The following is an 18464-nucleotide window of genomic DNA, read 5'->3' on the forward strand; positions in this document are numbered from 1 at the left end:
TCTCTAACATAAAAAACAACAAGAATGGCATATTTATTTACTTCAGAAAGTGTATCTGAAGGACATCCAGATAAAGTAGCAGATCAAATTAGTGATGCTTTAATTGACAATTTTCTTGCTTTCGACCCAGATTCGAAAGTAGCTTGTGAAACTTTAGTAACAACAGGACAAGTTGTATTAGCTGGAGAAGTAAAAAGTAATACGTATTTAGATGTTCAAAAAATTGCAAGAGATGTAATTAATAAAATTGGATATACTAAAAGTGAATATATGTTTGACGGTAGCTCTTGTGGTGTATTTTCTGCCATCCACGAGCAGTCTCCTGATATTAACCAAGGAGTAGAACGAGCAAATAAAGAAGAACAAGGAGCGGGAGATCAAGGAATGATGTTTGGTTATGCTACTGATGAAACTGAAAACTATATGCCCTTGGCTTTAGAACTTTCACACAGACTACTAATTGAACTTGCTGAGCTAAGACGAGAAGAAAACGAAATTCCATATTTACGTCCAGATTCTAAATCACAAGTAACTATTGAATACAGTGATGATAATGTTCCACAACGCATCGATGCTATTGTAGTTTCTACGCAGCATGATGATTTTGATGAGAGTGACGAAATAATGCTTGACAGAATTAAAAAAGACATTGTTTCTATTTTAATTCCAAGAGTAAAAGCAAAATTGCCTGCGAATATCCAAGCTCTGTTTAGTGATGATATTACCTATCACATAAACCCAACAGGAACCTTCGTAATTGGAGGGCCACACGGAGACACCGGACTTACGGGAAGAAAAATTATTGTTGATACCTACGGCGGAAAAGGGGCACACGGTGGTGGTGCTTTTTCTGGAAAAGATCCTTCTAAAGTAGATCGATCTGGGGCTTATGCTACAAGACATATTGCGAAAAATTTAGTAGCAGCAGGCTTGTGTAAAGAAGTATTGGTACAAGTTTCTTATGCCATTGGCGTAGCAAAACCGACAAGTATAAACGTAGATACCTATAACACTTCCAAAGTGAATATGACCGATGGTGAGATAAGTGAGATTGTAGAGAAACTTTTTGATATGCGTCCTTACTTTATCGAACAACGCTTAAAATTACGTAGTCCTATTTATTCTGAAACGGCAGCTTACGGACATATGGGAAGAACTCCTGAAAATAAAAATGTCACTTTTACTTCTCCAACAGGAGAAATTATTACCAGAGAAGTTGAGACTTTTACTTGGGAAAAACTAGATTATGTAGATCGAGTTAAGAGCGCTTTTGATTTATAATTTTCAACATAGCTATTAAAACTTCTTAGTTCTTAAATGATACGATACCTATCGATTCCCTGCATAGAGCTAATTACCTGGTTTTAATCTACTTCAGGGAAATTATAAAATCCCCCTTTGTTGTATTAGTAGATATTTTAGCCTTTTCTATAAATTATTAGATACTAAAGGTCTTCAAAAGAACTATTGTTGTTATTGATTCCACAAATTGCATCTCTTAACTCATAGATAGTTTGAGTAATAAATGAACTCTTTTGAAAATAATAAGTCCTTAGAATTACAAACATTTACAAAACTACATCAATAAATAGATTCACTTATATTTGTGAAAAAGAGATTAATATGACAAAGAGAATAATTGTAGTTTTTATTTCGGTTTTTATTTTTTCCTGTGGTTCAGAAAAAAAAGATGTTGATTTCGATTTTACTACGGTTTTTGAAAAATCTGAAGGTACTGAAACAGCAACATATAAAGAGATTGTTGAATATTACATGCAACTTTCCGAAGCATATACCTCAATTGCAATGTATACTATGGACAAAACGGATAGCGGCCATCCATTGCATTTAGTTACTTTTAATCCAGACAGATCATTTGAGTCGGAGTTTTATGATCGAGAAAAAAATATCATCTTAATCAACAATGGAATTCATCCAGGAGAAAGTGATGGAATTGATGCTTCCATGATGTTACTCCGAGATTTAGCCCAAAATAAAATCAAAACTCCTGAAAACACCATAATTGCCGTGATACCTATTTATAATATTGGAGGCGCACTAAATAGAAATAGCACTACACGTACCAATCAAAACGGACCTGTATCCTATGGGTTTAGAGGCAATGCAAGGAATTTCGATTTAAATAGAGATTTTATTAAAGCTGATACAAAAAACGCTAAAGCTTTTATAGATATTTTTAGAACGGTAAAACCGCAAGTGTTTATAGACAATCATGTGAGTAATGGTGCAGATTACCAATATACATTAACTCATTTGTTTACGCAGCATAATAAACTCGGAGGAGCTTTAGGGGACTATTTACACGGAAATTTAATGCCGAAATTAGAAGATTCTTTGCAACAAAAAAATTGGGACATTACTCCATATGTCAATGTTTTTAATAGTACTCCAGAAAAAGGATATTCTCAATTTATGGATTCTCCAAGGTATTCAACTGGGTATACTACGCTGTTTAATGCCCTTGGAATGATGGTCGAAACACATATGCTAAAACCATATAATAAACGGGTAGAAGGCACCTATGAATTAATGAAATCTATGATCGGTATTATTGATGCAGATGCTCAAAATATTAATCAATTAACTTCTGAAGCAAAAAACAATTATAAAGTTAAATCAGAATACCCTATACAATGGGAAATTGATAGCTCACAAACTACAACACTTAGTTTTAAAGGGTATGAAGGCGATATGATTCCATCTGAAATCACAAATGTTAATCGATTAAAATATGATCGAGAACAACCTTTTACAAAAGATATTACCTACTATAATTTTTTCAAAGCTTCTGAAAACATCATCATTCCAAAGGCATATATAATTCCGAAAGGATATTGGAATGTGATTAATTTATTAAAGCTGAATAAAATAACACTAGAAAGAATTAAAAAAGACACTATTATTTCAGCTGAAGTATATAAAATTAAGGATTATAAAACAGTTTCAAATCCTTATGAAGGTCATTATCTTCATTATAACACACGAGTAGATTCAAATAAAGAAGAGGTACAGATATTTCAGGGAGATTATATTGCTTACACAGAACAAGAAGGGGTACGATATTTAATAGAAACATTAGAGCCTTCTGCTCCAGATTCATTTTTTAATTGGAATTATTTTGATACAATTCTTCAGCAAAAAGAAGGGTTTTCGCCTTATGTTTGGGAGGATCTGGCTTTAGAGTTTATAAATAAAAACCCTGAAATTAAAAAAGAATTTGAGTCTAAAAAAGAGTCTGACCCAAGTTTTAATGCAAATTGGTATTTACAATTAGACTGGATTCATAAACAATCACCTAATTATGAAAAAGCACATTTAAGGTATCCTATCGTAAGGGTGGGTGGTTAAATACTCTTTTGGAAATAATAACTTTATATTTTCGTACGATTTTTTTAAAGCCTTTTGGGTTTTACCAAAGTTTTTCCATTTCACCTTTTTTATACCTTCGTTTTCTTGAGGAATTAATTCTCCTTCATAATCAGAAAACATCTCGTACCAATAAGTGATTTTAAGTTTAAATTTATCATTTCGTTTAAAAACATGGTACGTTTTAGTAATAAACTTTCTTATCACTAAATCTTTTACGCCTGTTTCTTCTTCTACTTCTCGCATTGCTGCTTCTTGTATACTTTCCCCTTTTTCAATTTTTCCTTTGGGTAAATCCCATTTTGAATTTCGGTGAATAAATAAAACTTTTCGCTTTTGATTGAACACTAAACCTCCTGCTGCTTCAACAACAGGGAGTTTTTCTCTTAAAAATTTTTCAATATTCTCTTCATTATGATGGTATAGATTTAAATAAAGTATCTCTCCATCATAAATTTTTTTTACAATTTTTTTGAAATCAACATCCTTTAATTTTTTTGAAGTATACTGGTCCCCTACTTTCTTTTCAGTAGAAAGAATAATTGGGATGTTTTTAACAAAAACTTTATACATTTGCAGTATGATTTTAAATAAAGAAACAGCACAAAAAACTGCCGAATTATTATTGCAAATTAATGCAATAAAATTAGAACCACAAAACCCTTTTACATGGGCATCTGGATGGAAGTCTCCAATTTATTGCGATAATCGTATCACTTTATCTTATCCAATAATACGAAATTTTTTAAGAGAAAATATGGCAAATCAAATAGAAAATCTATATGGAAAGCCAGATATAATTGCAGGAGTTGCGACTGGAGCTATTGGTATAGGAGCATTAGTTGCCGATTATTTAAACGTACCTTTTTGCTATATTCGTCCTGAAGCTAAAAAACATGGGCGTCAAAATAAGATTGAAGGATATATTGAAGAAAGGCAAAATGTGGTTGTAGTTGAAGATTTGATTAGTACAGGGAAAAGTAGCTTACTCGCAGTAGAAGCATTAAAAGAAGCAAATGTAAATGTAAAAGGCATGATTGCAATTTTCACCTATGGTTTTTCAATTGCTGATAAAAACTTTGAAGACGCTCAAGTTAATTTAAACACATTGAGTGATTACACTAATTTATTAATGCTTGCTGAAAAATCAAACTTTATTTCTTCTAAAGAAGTAGAAGTGCTTTCAAAATGGAGGGAAGACCCAGCAAATTGGAAACAATAATTTTAATAAAATAAAAGGAATAGTATTTGCTTTCTTATTATTCAAAAAAATAAATACATATGGAATTGAACAGCAAAAAAGTAAGGGTGAATAAATCGGCAGAGGATCTTTGTAATTTATTATGTGATGTTAAAAATTTTGAAGGACTTATGCCTGAAAACATTAGCAAATTTGAAGTGATAAAAGAAAATGCTTTTGTTTTTGCCTTGAAAGGTATGCCGGAAATTGCATTAGAAGTTAAAGAAACAAATGCCCCAAATCAAGTCGTATTAGGTGCTATGAGTGATAAAATACCATTTAACCTGACTAGTAATATTACTTCAATAGATGAAAACACTTCTGAAGCTGAATTAAAATTTCAAGGAGATTTTAATCCTATGATGGCCATGATGATTAAGAGCCCGATTACTAAGTTTCTAGAGACTTTAATCAATAATATTTCGAAATTTTAATATAACATTTTAATTTCTCTTAAATTATATTCTTGAAAGGGGTTATCTTCAGTTTCAATAATTATTTGACCTGTTTGATTAATTCCTTTTATTTTACCGTTAAACTTTTCACCTAAAAGATTTTCAAAAACAGTGATTTTATCTTTTCTGAATAATAATTTTTCATAGTGCTCTTTTAATTTTGAGAAACTGGTTGTTTCAAGTTGAGATAATTCAATTAAAATAAAATCGGCAATTACTTTTAGCACTACATCTAATTTGTATTTTTTCAAAGAGGAGAGGAACATCGATGTAGCTTGAGGTAAGTTCTCGAAAGATTCATTATTTACATTAAGCCCAACTCCAATTATTGAAACTGTCACATTTCCTTGTTTTACTTGATTTTCTATTAATATTCCCGCCAATTTTTTACTCTCTGACAGAATGTCGTTAGGCCACTTAATTAAAACATCTGGAATGAAGAGCGTAGTGAGTGCTTTTTGAATTCCTATAGATACTGCCAAAGAGATATTGGCTTGATGTTCTATAGGGTAATTTTTTAATCTTTTAAAGATACTGAAGGTAAGGGTTTCTCCTATTTTTGAATACCAACTTGCACCCATTTGACCTCTGCCTTTTGTCTGCTCTTTCGCAACAACAATTGTTTCATCTGGCACTGCCGTAATTTTACTTAACTCAATTAGATAACTATTAGTAGAGTCAATGGCATTAAGTTTGATTATGTTCATATTAAATGGTTCTGTTACTAATAAGTTAATGAATCGTAATAAGAAACAAAAAAGTAATAACTTTGCGCAAATTAAAATAATTAATGTTGAATAAAGAAAAAGAAACTGACCAACTTATAACACAAATCATTAAAGGGATTGAAGGAGTTAAGGGTCAAGACATTGAAATTCTTGATCTTCGAGAGATAGAAAATACGGTATCCGATTATTTTATCATCTGTAATGGTACTTCAAATACACAAGTAAATGCGATTGTAAATTCTGTACAAAAAACTGTTAGTAAATCGATAAAAGAAAACCCATGGCATGTTGAAGGTAGTAGTAATGCTGAATGGGTATTATTAGATTATGTACATGTTGTTGTACATGTTTTTCAAAAACACATTCGTGAGTATTATGACATCGAAGGCTTATGGGGAGATGCTAAAATAGTTAAAATAGAAACCACACACTAAAAAACATAGAAGCCACATGGCGAACGAAAATAAAAAACCTGAAGTAAAAAAACCAAAGTTTAATGCTTATTGGATTTATGCTGCAATAATTTTAGGAATTATTGGTATTCAGATTTTTGGAGGAACTAGTTTAACACAACCTTCTCAAACCAATGAATCCGATTTTCAAGAATTTTTAATCAATGGAGATGTTGATAAAATTGAAATTGTTAATCGAAAATTAGCGAAGATTTATTTAACTCAAGAAGCAAAAACTAAAGAAGTTCATTTAAAGAAAAAAGGGAATAGTAGTTTCCTTTCTAGTGCAAATGATGCTAGATATCAATTTGAATTTGGTGATTTACAAAACTTCGAAAACAAAATAACTCAAATAAAAAAGGAACATAATCTTAATACCAATATTGTTTGGGAAACAGACAGTAATATGTGGGGTGAGTTATTGTTAACATTGTTGCCATTTGTTGTAATAATTGGTATTTGGATTTTTATCATGAGAAGAATGTCTTCTGGTGGTGGTGGTGGTCCAGGCGGACAAATATTCAACATAGGTAAATCGAAAGCTAAGTTATTTGACGAAAAAACTGATGTAAAAACTAGTTTTAAAGATGTTGCAGGATTAGAAGGTGCAAAAGAAGAAGTTCAAGAAATTGTAGATTTTCTTAAATACCCAGATAAATATACTGCTTTGGGAGGTAAAATTCCAAAAGGGGCATTATTAGTTGGACCTCCAGGAACAGGAAAAACGTTATTAGCAAGAGCTGTTGCCGGTGAAGCTAAAGTTCCTTTCTTTTCATTATCAGGTTCAGATTTTGTTGAAATGTTTGTTGGTGTTGGAGCTTCAAGAGTTCGTGACCTTTTTAAACAAGCAAAAGAAAAAGCACCATCTATTATTTTTATAGATGAAATTGATGCCATTGGTAGAGCTAGGGGTAAAAATAATATGTCTGGTTCAAATGATGAAAGAGAAAACACCTTAAATCAGTTATTAACTGAAATGGATGGGTTTGGAACCAATGCTAATGTAATTGTTATTGCAGCTACAAATAGAGCTGATGTCTTAGATAAAGCATTAATGCGTGCAGGTCGTTTTGATAGACAAATTTATGTTGACCTTCCAGATGTAAGAGAACGTAAAGAAATTTTTGATGTTCATTTAAGACCATTAAAGATTGATGAAAATCTAGATATGGATTTTCTAGCAAAACAAACACCAGGGTTTTCTGGAGCTGACATTGCAAATGTTTGTAATGAAGCTGCCCTAATTGCTGCTAGAAATGAAAAGAAAAGTGTTGAAAAACAAGACTTTTTAGACGCAGTAGACCGTATTGTTGGAGGGTTAGAAAAGAAAAATAAAATTATTACTCCAAAAGAAAAAGAAGCTATTGCATACCATGAAGCTGGACATGCCACAGTAAGTTGGATGTTAGAACATGCTGCTCCACTTGTAAAAGTAACAATTGTTCCTAGAGGTCAATCTTTAGGTGCAGCTTGGTATTTACCTGAAGAACGTCTTATCGTTAAGCCTAATCAAATGCTTGACGAGATGTGCGCTGCATTAGGTGGACGTGCTGCTGAAAAAGTAATGTTTAATGAAATTTCTACTGGAGCCTTAAGTGACTTAGAAAAAGTAACTAAGCAAGCAAGAGCTATGGTAACTGTATATGGTTTGAATGATAAAATTGGAAATCTAACATATTATGATTCTTCAGGACAGAATGAATTTGGATTTTCAAAACCATATAGTGAAAAAACGGCTGAAATGATTGATCAAGAAATTTCTAAAATGATTGAAAATCAGTACCAAAGAGCTATAAGTCTACTTGAAAAACATAAAGATAAATTAATTGAACTAGCAGATGTTTTATTAGAAAAGGAAGTTATTTTTAAAGATAACCTTCAAAAAATATTTGGTGATAGACCTTTCGGAAAAAAAGAGAAAAAAGAAGATATCGCAACTAGTTAATTTATTGTTTTCGACTAAACGCAATAAAGTTTAGTCGTAGGATATTACTATTAAAAAGAGAATTCATATATTTGATAAAATTAATAAGTATTCCTCAAATTAATCAATAAATGAGTCTGTTTAAAAGACTATTTAACTTAAAAGGTAATTCAGAAAATATTAAAAAATCTTCTGAGCATGGAAAGTATTTCCCTGAAGACAAGTTACCTATTGACGAAAAATTTACCTATAATTTTAATAAAAATGGAGGTAAGTTTCTATATTGTGAAAACAATAAAGAAATTATGGAGGCATTTGATAATATATTAATCGAAAATGATTGGTATGAAAAAGACTCTTATTGTTTCAATAAATCGTTAATTCAAAAATTCGATGGTTTTAATTTAAACTTTGATAAATCACCAACAGCATCTTTTTTTCTTTCAACATGTGAATCCTTAGTTGCTGACAATGGAGCGATTTTACTATCATCAAACCAAATTAAAGAAAAAAAATTAGACGAACTTCCTTCAAACTTTGTCATATTTGCTACTACTAGTCAACTTGTAGATTCTATAAGTGAAGGCTTACGAATTATCAAAAACCAATCTAGCAAACATCTCCCAAGTAATATAACTACAATTCAAGACTTCGAAACAGAAAAAGAAAAGGATTTTATGAGTTATGGAAGTATCACAAAAAACTTATATTTGCTGCTTCTAGAAGACTTATAATATGAAGGAATTTATAGTAAGGGCAATATCAGGGATTTTATATGTCTCTATTATCATATTTACCTTATTTACTCCTAGAGAATGGTTTATTGGTCTATTCTTTATTTTAGCACTTATCACATTAAACGAATTCTTAAAGCTTCACAAGTCAAAAGGCTATTTTTATTATATTATTTTATTCCTGCTTTTTTACTTTATAAGCTATCAATTATACCATAATTATGCTATTTACGCTTTATTAATCGCAACAATAAGTATCAATTTATTTTTATTGATTGATTTATATGCAGCAGAGAAAAAACATTTTATAAAAGAAAAAAAACTACTTGGCTCTATTTTTTATATCAGTTCTGGTTTTGTTTTCTTAACCCTAATACCCCTCATAAACCTTCAATTTATTCCGGAAATTTTAATTTCTATTTTTATACTTATTTGGGCTAATGACACTTTTGCTTACCTTATAGGAAAAAGTATTGGTAAACGTAAATTAATGGAGCGTATTTCTCCTAAAAAAACTATCGAAGGCTTTATTGGAGGGCTCGTAGGCGCCATTTTAACAAGTTTAGTTATCTTTTACTGCACAGAGTATTATAGTGCTTATATTTGGATCGCTATAGCTATACTCATTACTGTTTTTGGAACATTAGGTGACCTTATTCAATCAAAGTTTAAACGAATTGCGGGAGTTAAAGATAGCGGTAAACTTATGCCTGGTCATGGAGGTATTTATGATAGATTAGACAGTATAATTTACTCAAGCCCATTTATTTATTTATTTTTACAAATTATAAACTATGCTTCGTGAATCTAATCTGTTATTATTGAGATCACACGGAATATTCATATTAACATTCCTAAAAGGAAAAAATTAAATTAAATGTTTCATAAAGAAGGACATAAAATAATATTAATCACATTTATGCTTTGTATCATACTTAGCATGTTTTCTCATTTCTTAATTGAAAATGAAATGATAAGTAAAGCTATCATAGCTGTCCTTATTGTTTTCTTAGTACTAATTTTGCAATTTTTCAGAAACCCAAAACGAAATTACACTTTAGACACAAATCATGCAGTTTCGCCTGTAGATGGGAAAGTAGTCGTAATTGAGGAAGTTTTCGAAAAAGAATATTACAATGAAAAGAGGCTGCAAGTTTCAGTTTTCATGTCACCCCTAAATGTGCATATTACAAGATATCCTGTAGGTGGAAATGTTGTGTTCAGCAAATATCATCCTGGTAAGTTCTTAGTGGCTTGGCACCCAAAATCTTCCGAAGAAAATGAAAGAACCACAGTGGTAGTTAACAACCCTGCTTTTGGAGATGTATTACATCGTCAAATAGCTGGAGCTTTGGCAAAACGCATTGTTAATTATGCTGAAAAAGATCAACAAGTAGATCAAGCCTCAGAAAGTGGTTTTATTAAATTTGGTTCGCGTGTAGATGTATTCTTACCTTTAGATGCTAAAATAAATGTGAAATTAAATCAAAAAGTAAAAGGAGGAATTACAATTCTTGCTAAAAAATGAATTCACCCGAATTAGATATCGAATTTAAGAATGCAGTAAAAAGCATAAATGATCACACCGAATCTTTTCCGGCAGATTTCCTATTACGTTTATATTCCTATTACAAAGTTGCTACAAACAATCAAGACATGCCAAGTAGCAGGTCTCCTCTAATAAATGCATTTAAAACCAATGCTATTTTTCAGAATAAAGGATTATCTGAAGATGAAGCAAAACAACATTATATAGATGCTGTAACACATTATTTCTTATACAGAAAATAACATTACTTCAAACTAGCTAAACTACTTTTTAAAGTTTCAATTTTAGCTAAAGCATCAGCCTCTTTCTTACGCTCTATATCTATAACTTTTACAGGCGCATTATTTACAAAACGCTCGTTTTTAAGTTTACCCTGAACACTTTTCAAGAAACCTTCTGTATATTTTAATTCTTCAGAAAGTTTTATGATCTCTTCCTCAACATCAATAGTACCAGAGATTGGCACAAAATATTCATTCGATTTAACTCTGAATGTTAAAGCTCCTTCTAAGGCTTCAGTGATATAATTTAATTCTGAAATATTACCAAGCTTAATTATTACCGAATCAAAAGTAGTTGACGCTTTTTCATTATTAATTACAGAAAATGTAACCGCTTCTTTATGAGCTATATTTTTTTCTTTTCTAATGGTTCTTACTCCTGAAATTACTTCTGAAGCAAATTCAAATTCACTTAAAATTGTTTCATTGATTGATTTAACAGATGGATATCTTGAAACTATCAAGGCTTCCTCTTTAGTTCTATCAGCTATTTGATGCCAAATTTCTTCCGTAATAAAAGGCATAAAAGGGTGCAATACCTTTAAATTATTTTCAAAAATGTTGATAATAGCATCAAACGTATTTTTGTCAATAGGTTGTTGGTATGCAGGCTTTACCATTTCTAACAACCATGAACAGAAATCATCCATTATTAACTTATATACGGTCATTAACGAATCGGAAAGGCGGTACTTTGAAAAATGATCTTCCATTTCTGCAAAAGCACTTTGAAATTTAGACTCATACCATTCTAAGGCAATTTTACTAGATTCTGGCTGAGCAATAGTATCATCAATTTCCCAACCACTTACCAAACGATAAGCGTTCACTATTTTTTTAATAAAAGCCTTGCCTTGTTGTAATTTGGTTTCGTCGAACAATAAGTCATTTCCAGCTCCAGAACTTAATAACATCATCCCAGATCTTACTGCATCTGCGCTATAATCTTCAATTAATTTTAAGGCATCAGGGGAGTTTCCTAATTGCTTAGACATTTTACGCCCTTGATCATCACGAACAATTCCTGTAAAATAAACATTATTAAATGGTTTTTGTTCTCTAAATTGATAGCCCGCAAAAATCATTCGAGCCACCCAAAAGAAAATTATATCTGGACCAGTTACCAAATCATTGGTAGGATAATAATAGTTTATTTCTGTATTATCTGGATTTCGTATTCCATCAAATACTGATATAGGCCATAACCATGAGGAAAACCAAGTATCCAAAGCATCATTATCTTGCCTTAAATCTTCTGCATTTAAATTAGTATTCCCTGATTTTTCAACAGCTAACTTTAATGCTTCTTCTTTAGTTTCAGCAACCACAAAATCTTCTTTACCATCTCCAAAATAATAGGCTGGTATTTGTTGCCCCCACCATAATTGGCGAGATATATTCCAATCTCTAATATTTTCTAACCAATGTCTATAGGTGTTTTCTATTTTCTTCGGAAATAATTTAATCTCCTTAGTTTTTAAAACAGCATCTAAAGCAGGTTGTACTAACTCATCCATATTTAAAAACCACTGATCGCTTAATCTAGGCTCTATAACAGCTTTAGTACGTTCACTAGTTCCAACTTTGTTTAAATATTTTTCAGTTTTTAAAAGAGCGCCTATTTCTTCTAATTCTAATACCACTTCTTTTCTCGCTACAAAACGATCTTTCCCTTGATAATGAAGTCCGAAGCTATTTAAGGATGCATCCTCATTAAAGATATCAATAACCTCTAATTGATGTTTATCTCCTAATACTTTATCATTTACATCATGAGCTGGTGTTACTTTTAGACACCCAGTTCCAAACTCTACATCAACATATTCATCTTCAATAATAGGAATTTCACGATTACATATTGGTACAATTGCTTTTTTACCTTTTAAATGAGTAAATCGTTCATCTGTTGGATTGATACAAATTGCGGTATCCCCAAAAATAGTTTCGGGTCTTGTTGTTGCAATTGTTAATGTATCATTACTTCCTTCAATTTTATAATTGATATAATAAAGCTTACCCTCTTTTTCAACATGGTTCACCTCTTCATCTGAAAGTGTTGTCTTTGCTTCAGGATCCCAGTTTACCATTCGAAATCCTCTATAAATTTTCCCTTTGTTATATAAATCAACAAATACTTTTATTACAGATTCAGATAAATCTGGATCCATTGTAAATTTGGTACGCTCCCAATCACAGGAACAACCTAACTTTTTTAATTGTTCTAATATAATTCCTCCATATTCGTTTTTCCATTCCCAAGCATGTTGTAAAAACTCATCTCTAGTTAAGTCATTTTTATCAATACCTTGCTCTTTTAGTTTAGCAACTACTTTTGCCTCAGTAGCAATAGATGCGTGATCTGTACCAGGAACCCAACAAGCATTAAGTCCATTTAATCTAGCACGACGAATTAATACATCTTGAATTGTATTATTCAGCATATGCCCCATATGTAAAACTCCAGTAACATTTGGAGGTGGAATTACGATAGTATATGGCTCTCTTTCATCAACTTCAGAATGAAAATAGTTATTTTCCATCCAGTAGCTGTACCACTTATTTTCTATATCTTGAGCATTATAATTTGCTTCTAAAGCCATTTTGGTCTAATTTTTGAAAAGTAATCTGCAAAAGTAGGTAATATCTACAAGATTATAAAAGTGAATAACTTATTTTGCAGATTGTATTAAAGTTATTTACATTGCACATATAAAAAAATATATTATGAAAAAATTAGTAATTCTAGTCTTATTAGCTTTTGTTGGTATTGCCCCACAATCAATAGCACAAGCAAAGATTACATTTAAAGCAGAAGTTATCGATTACGGTGAAATTGCAAAAGGAAGTGATGGTTTACGTGTTTTTGAATTTACAAATACAGGTGACGCTCCCCTAATTGTTAGTGAAGTAAAATCGAGTTGTGGTTGTACAGTTCCAGAAAAACCAAAAGGTCCTGTAGGTCCAGGTGAATCTAGTGTAATAAAAGTAAAATATGACACTAAAAGATTAGGTCCTATTAGAAAAACTATAACGGTCTATTCTAATGCAGATGAGCCTATTAAATCTTTAAAGATAAAAGGTAAAATTTTAGGTGAAGATAAAAGTGTTTTAGAAAAATCATAATCGCCTTTAAACCAATACATAAAAAGGACATAATTAATATTATGTCCTTTTTATATTTAAAACATTTCTTTTAAAACAAATTTTGCTTTAAATGTCATCCCATTTCTTTTATAAACTATAGTGATTTTTTTACCTGCTTTCGATGTAAAAAGCCCAATTAATTCATCTAAATCGTATCGAAATGCTAATCTTCCATTTATATTAATTATTTCATCCCCTTTTTTCATCCCTGCCAAAGCAGAAGGAGATTCCTGTCTAATTTCCGATACTACATATTTAGGTACTAATAAAATATCATAAACCGTTCCTATGGGAATGCTAGTGACACTTGATGCTTCATTATTGTTTTCATTGGCATTACCAATAACACTCTTAGCATCTTTTACTATGGTCATACCCTCATGCTCTAACACCAAACCGCTCATATTGTAATGAAAAGGGTCTTTAAATTTTCCATTTTTCTTTACAGACATTTTATTTGATGAATAATCAAAAATTACATTGAATCTTCTTAAAAAGTCACCTCCAATACTCCCATCCCTTTCTTCGAAAAATTTAATATTTTCTAAAGCTAATTCTTCAGGGAAAGCAACATTAACATTATTTAATGAATGACTGCCAATTGAAACTCTATTCAGTTTTGCTCTTTTCCCATAAATACTTCCACTAAGCCCTTGACCTAAAAAATCTTTATAATAATTTACAGACTCCTCAGATATATAATTAGTTTCATTAAATAACCAAAGCGCATCACTAGAGCCAGAATCTATAAGTAATGTAACTTTTTCTTGTAGCATCTCTTCATTAAAAATATCCAAGTCAACAAAAGGTTTTCCATTATGGAATCTTAAATCAAATTCTTCGCACTTTTTGCATTTTTTCTTTTTATAAGTTAATGGATTATAAATTGTTATTTTGTGTGTAGAATAATTAATTCTCACTACAAAATCTTTAAAAAAGTCGAATCCTAAAATTCCATGAATAGGAATTCCCATTTTTGTAGAAAAATTAAGAGACTCATCAAAGATTACATATAGGGTCTGATTAACATTTGTAGCTTTATGAACTTTCACTAAATTATTTTCACTTTTCAAAGCAGTAACACTACCTCCCTGGCCTAAACCCCTTACTTTAACTCTTTGAAGGCTGTTAAGCTGCAAGGAATCATTTGGCAACCCAAATAAAATAGTCGATTTAACTCCTGTATCTAATAAAAAAGAAAGCTTTTTATTATTAATTTCAACAGGTATTACTATAAGGTTATTAATTAATTTAAAACTAAATTTATATTTAGTATGTGTTGAAGGTAAGGTGAATCCACTTTGGGATAAACCCGAAGTAGAAACACATAAAAATGTGACTACTACTAATACGAAGCGATGTATATTTTTAATTTTTTTTTATAATATCAAGATATAAAAAATTACCGAATGAGCTGTCTTATTAGTCTTTTTTTAAGAAATATTTTGCAACTTTGCTTTTAAATATTTTTATCATGCCTTCAATTTCAACAAAAGGAAAAAACATGCCGGAGTCACCAATCAGAAAATTGGTTCCGTTTGCAGAAAAAGCGTACAAAGCGAATAAAAAAGTGTATCATTTAAATATTGGCCAACCCGATATTAAGTCGCCTCAAGCAGCGATGGATGCTGTCGCTAACCATAACCTTGAGACATTAGCGTATAGCCGTTCTGAAGGCTCAGAAGAATACCGTGAAAAAATAGCCGCTTATTATAATAGAAATCATATACCCGTTTCTGCAAATGATATTATTGTAACTACTGGTGGGAGTGAAGCATTACTTTTTGCCATGGGTACAATTGCAGATCAAGGGGATGAAATTATTATACCTGAACCATTTTACGCAAATTATAATGGTTTTGCTATGGCTTCTGGTGTAAATATTGTTCCTGTGATTTCTAAAATTGAAGACAATTTTGCACTTCCTCCTATTGAAGAATTTGAAAAGTTAATTACGCCAAAAACAAAAGCTATTATCATCTGTAACCCTGGAAATCCAACAGGGTATTTATATTCTAAAGATGAAATTCAAAAGCTAGCATCTATTGTAAAGAAACATGATCTTTATTTAGTTTCAGATGAAGTGTACAGGGAATTCACATATGATGGTCTTGAACATTATTCTATTCTTCAAGAAGAAAGCTTAGCTGATAACGGAATTATTATTGATTCTGTTTCAAAAAGATACAGCATGTGTGGAGCTCGAATTGGATGTTTAGTTTCAAGAAATAAGGATGTGATTGCAACAGCATTAAAATTTGCTCAAGCTAGATTAAGCCCTCCTACATTTGCACAAATTGCAAGTGAGGCAGCCCTTGAAACTCCAAAAAATTATTTTGATGAAGTAATTGTTGAATATAAAGAGCGAAGAGATACTTTAATCAATAATTTAAAAGAAATTCCTGGGGTAAAAGTTGGAGTACCTAAAGGAGCATTTTATTGTATTGTAGAATTACCCGTTAAAAATAGTGACGCTTTTGCTCAATGGTTGCTTGAAGAATTTGATCTAGATGGTGAAACGATTATGGTTGCTCCTGCTGCAGGATTTTATTCTTCAAAAGGGATGGGATTAAATCAGATTCGAATAGCATATGTCCTTAATAAAGAAAGCCTAATTAAAGCAGTTGAAATTTTAAAAGTTGCACTTCAAGAATATTCGAATTAATGCAAATTGAAAAAAATAAATCGCTAAGAAATTTCAATACGTTTGGAATAGATTGTGCTGCGAAATATTTTATATCTATTAATTCTCAAAGTGAACTTATAGAAGCTTTACAAAGCAGTATTCATTCTAATTTATTTATTTTAGGCGGAGGCAGTAATTTGCTTTTAACTAAAGATGTTGATGCCTTAGTATTACATATCAACCTAAAAGGAATTGAACTTGTAAATGAAACAAAACATCATGCTTATTTAAAAGTGAATGCAGGTGAAAACTGGCATGAATTTGTTCAATACTGTATCCATAATGACTATGGTGGTATTGAGAATTTATCTTTAATACCAGGCAATGTTGGTACTGCTCCAATACAAAATATTGGTGCATATGGAGTTGAGCTGAAAGATGTTTTTGTGAACTGTTCGGCATTAGAAATCGAAACCTTAAAAAAAGAAGAATTTTCAAACTCTGATTGCAAATTTGGATATCGGAATTCTATTTTTAAAAACGAAGCCAAAGGAAAATACATCATTACCGATGTAACTTTCAAACTCACTAAAGAAGAACATAATAAAAGCATTTCTTACGGAGCTATTAAAGATGAACTTACTAAAAACAGTATAAAGGAACCTAGTATTTCAGATATTTCGAAAGCAGTAATATCGATTAGAGAGTCCAAACTGCCAGACCCTAAAAAGCTAGGGAATAGTGGAAGTTTTTTTAAAAATCCTATTATAAGTGATTTGGAATTTAAATCGTTTATTGAAAAATTTCCAAATGCTCCTTTTTATAAAATTTCAGAAACAGCTTATAAAATTCCAGCAGGTTGGCTTATAGAGAAATCTGGCTTTAAAGGAAAAAAATATGGAGATGCTGGAGTACATGAAAAACAAGCATTAGTTCTTGTTAATTATGATAATGCTACCGGAAAAGAACTATGGAATCTTGCCCTAAAAATTCAAGCAAAAGTAAAAGAAGACTTTAACCTTACTATAGAACCTGAAGTGAATGTAATTTAATGACTTCCAATTAAGTTATCAATCACATGCAGAATACCATTTACCCCTATAATATCACTTTTACCAATATTTGAGGTTAATCCTTTAGGCCCTTCAACAACGATATCATTTTCATTTATATAGAACTTCAAAAAACGACCAGAACTAGTTTCTAATTGATAAATGCCTCCATTTTTCTTTATCTTCTGAAATATATCAACTGAACTAATACGATCATTTATAATATAAGTTGTCATAATCGTTTTCCATTCTTCATTGTTTTCTGAAATAGCTGAAAATAATGAGTCTGATTCCAGGAAAGAATTAAACACCTCATCTTTTACAGCAAATACAGTAAAGGGACCTTTTTCATAAATTAAGGTATTCTTTAAATCTAAACTATCTAAAATCTTTTCCAATATTGATAATTCTGCTGTTGCCGTAATTTTGCTATAGATATTATTTAACAATGGCTTTTTCACAGCATCATTAGTGTTATTTATAGACTCTTCTATTAGGCTTTTTAAATCGTCATTAGTTTTATCATCTTTACAACTAGTAAGACCTATACTTAAAAAGATAAATAGGATTATAAAATACTTAGAGTTCATAATTTTTTGAAATTGTCTTATTAAATTTAAGGAAAATTGCGAGTACTTCAGCAATAAAGATTGTAATTTTGTTCTTTAATTTTGCATTATGAAATTATTACTAATCACTATTATACTATTACTTCTTGCCGTTGCAGGTATTGCCATAAAAATTTGGGCTAAGAAAGATGGTGAATTTGCAGGTACTTGTGCTAGCCAAAGTCCTTTTCTTAATAAAGATGGAGATTCATGTGGTTTCTGCGGTAAAACACCCGATCAATTTGATACCTGTGTAGAAGAAAAGCATACATAACCTTAATTTA

19 protein-coding genes are annotated in these 18464 nt (G+C 31.0%); 14 read left to right on the top strand and 5 right to left on the bottom strand.

Annotated features, from left to right (window positions below):
• Positions 1 to 24: 24 nt before the first annotated feature.
• A complete protein-coding gene (gene metK, locus ABXT64_RS03190) occupies positions 25 to 1281 on the top strand; it encodes a methionine adenosyltransferase (protein ID WP_443633941.1) in 1257 nt (418 codons plus the stop codon).
• Between the two features lie 342 nt (positions 1282 to 1623).
• Positions 1624 to 3369: a M14 family metallopeptidase gene (locus ABXT64_RS03195; protein WP_443633942.1), complete on the top strand. Its 1746-nt coding sequence runs from the start codon at positions 1624 to 1626 to the stop codon at positions 3367 to 3369.
• Here ABXT64_RS03195 and ABXT64_RS03200 read toward each other — a convergent pair.
• Positions 3337 to 3960 (bottom strand): NUDIX hydrolase, encoded by a 624-nt coding sequence (locus ABXT64_RS03200; protein ID WP_443633943.1) that lies wholly within the window; start codon positions 3958 to 3960, stop codon positions 3337 to 3339. The genes ABXT64_RS03195 and ABXT64_RS03200 overlap by 33 nt on opposite strands.
• A 7-nt stretch (positions 3961 to 3967) precedes the next feature.
• Between ABXT64_RS03200 and pyrE the strand changes: the two genes are divergently transcribed.
• Positions 3968 to 4609, top strand: coding sequence for an orotate phosphoribosyltransferase (gene pyrE / locus ABXT64_RS03205; RefSeq protein ID WP_443633944.1), 642 nt, complete (start codon positions 3968 to 3970; stop codon positions 4607 to 4609).
• Between the two features lie 59 nt (positions 4610 to 4668).
• Positions 4669 to 5061 (top strand): SRPBCC family protein, encoded by a 393-nt coding sequence (locus ABXT64_RS03210; protein ID WP_443633945.1) that lies wholly within the window; start codon positions 4669 to 4671, stop codon positions 5059 to 5061.
• Here ABXT64_RS03210 and ABXT64_RS03215 read toward each other — a convergent pair.
• Complete coding sequence (locus ABXT64_RS03215; protein ID WP_443633946.1) at positions 5058 to 5789, bottom strand: biotin--[acetyl-CoA-carboxylase] ligase; 732 nt, start codon at positions 5787 to 5789, stop codon at positions 5058 to 5060. The genes ABXT64_RS03210 and ABXT64_RS03215 overlap by 4 nt on opposite strands.
• An 83-nt stretch (positions 5790 to 5872) precedes the next feature.
• On the opposite strand from ABXT64_RS03215, the gene rsfS reads away from it, so the two are divergent.
• The 6 genes from rsfS (at position 5873) to ABXT64_RS03245 (ending at position 10711) form a co-directional block, all read left to right on the top strand.
• Positions 5873 to 6244 carry a ribosome silencing factor gene (gene rsfS, locus ABXT64_RS03220; protein ID WP_443633947.1) on the top strand — a complete coding sequence of 124 codons (372 nt, stop codon included), beginning with the start codon at positions 5873 to 5875 and terminating at the stop codon, positions 6242 to 6244.
• Positions 6245 to 6260: 16 nt separating this feature from the next.
• Positions 6261 to 8207, top strand: a complete 1947-nt coding sequence (ftsH, locus tag ABXT64_RS03225) for an ATP-dependent zinc metalloprotease FtsH (RefSeq protein WP_443633948.1) — start codon at positions 6261 to 6263, stop codon at positions 8205 to 8207.
• A gap of 110 nt (positions 8208 to 8317) precedes the next feature.
• Positions 8318 to 8920, top strand: coding sequence for an LUD domain-containing protein (locus tag ABXT64_RS03230; protein ID WP_443633949.1), 603 nt, complete (start codon positions 8318 to 8320; stop codon positions 8918 to 8920).
• A 1-nt stretch (position 8921) separates the two neighbouring features.
• On the top strand, positions 8922 to 9725 hold the full coding sequence (locus ABXT64_RS03235) for a phosphatidate cytidylyltransferase (RefSeq protein ID WP_443633950.1): 804 nt from the start codon (positions 8922 to 8924) through the stop codon (positions 9723 to 9725).
• A gap of 72 nt (positions 9726 to 9797) precedes the next feature.
• Positions 9798 to 10448 (top strand): phosphatidylserine decarboxylase family protein, encoded by a 651-nt coding sequence (locus ABXT64_RS03240; protein ID WP_443633951.1) that lies wholly within the window; start codon positions 9798 to 9800, stop codon positions 10446 to 10448.
• Entirely contained in the window at positions 10445 to 10711 is a 267-nt protein-coding gene (locus tag ABXT64_RS03245) for an acyl-CoA-binding protein (RefSeq protein ID WP_443633952.1), read from the top strand. The genes ABXT64_RS03240 and ABXT64_RS03245 overlap by 4 nt, the downstream gene beginning before the upstream one ends.
• A gap of 2 nt (positions 10712 to 10713) precedes the next feature.
• Here ABXT64_RS03245 and ABXT64_RS03250 read toward each other — a convergent pair whose 3' ends face one another.
• On the bottom strand, positions 10714 to 13350 hold the full coding sequence (locus ABXT64_RS03250; protein ID WP_443633953.1) for a valine--tRNA ligase: 2637 nt from the start codon (positions 13348 to 13350) through the stop codon (positions 10714 to 10716).
• 124 nt (positions 13351 to 13474) lie between these two features.
• Between ABXT64_RS03250 and ABXT64_RS03255 the strand changes: the two genes are divergently transcribed.
• On the top strand, positions 13475 to 13873 hold the full coding sequence (locus ABXT64_RS03255) for a DUF1573 domain-containing protein (RefSeq protein ID WP_443633954.1): 399 nt from the start codon (positions 13475 to 13477) through the stop codon (positions 13871 to 13873).
• Positions 13874 to 13929: 56 nt separating this feature from the next.
• On the opposite strand, the gene ABXT64_RS03260 is transcribed toward ABXT64_RS03255, so the two are convergent.
• Complete coding sequence (locus tag ABXT64_RS03260) at positions 13930 to 15267, bottom strand: aspartyl protease family protein (RefSeq protein ID WP_443634910.1); 1338 nt, start codon at positions 15265 to 15267, stop codon at positions 13930 to 13932.
• Positions 15268 to 15368: 101 nt separating this feature from the next.
• Here ABXT64_RS03260 and ABXT64_RS03265 point away from each other — a divergent pair, with 101 nt between their 5' ends.
• Together ABXT64_RS03265 and murB are read left to right on the top strand one after the other, a co-directional pair.
• Complete coding sequence (locus ABXT64_RS03265) at positions 15369 to 16559, top strand: pyridoxal phosphate-dependent aminotransferase (RefSeq protein WP_443633955.1); 1191 nt, start codon at positions 15369 to 15371, stop codon at positions 16557 to 16559.
• Positions 16559 to 17572, top strand: coding sequence for a UDP-N-acetylmuramate dehydrogenase (gene murB / locus ABXT64_RS03270; RefSeq protein ID WP_443633956.1), 1014 nt, complete (start codon positions 16559 to 16561; stop codon positions 17570 to 17572). The genes ABXT64_RS03265 and murB overlap by 1 nt, the downstream gene beginning before the upstream one ends.
• Here the strand turns inward: murB and ABXT64_RS03275 are convergent.
• Positions 17569 to 18162, bottom strand: a complete 594-nt coding sequence (locus ABXT64_RS03275; protein ID WP_443633957.1) for a fasciclin domain-containing protein — start codon at positions 18160 to 18162, stop codon at positions 17569 to 17571. The genes murB and ABXT64_RS03275 overlap by 4 nt on opposite strands.
• An 88-nt stretch (positions 18163 to 18250) precedes the next feature.
• Here ABXT64_RS03275 and ABXT64_RS03280 point away from each other — a divergent pair, with 88 nt between their 5' ends.
• Complete coding sequence (locus ABXT64_RS03280; RefSeq protein WP_443633958.1) at positions 18251 to 18454, top strand: membrane or secreted protein; 204 nt, start codon at positions 18251 to 18253, stop codon at positions 18452 to 18454.
• Positions 18455 to 18464 lie beyond the last annotated feature (10 nt).

The sequence above is a fragment of the Candidatus Marifrigoribacter sp. Uisw_064 genome, from assembly GCF_047730175.1.
Classification (GTDB): Bacteria; Bacteroidota; Bacteroidia; order Flavobacteriales; family Flavobacteriaceae; genus Marifrigoribacter.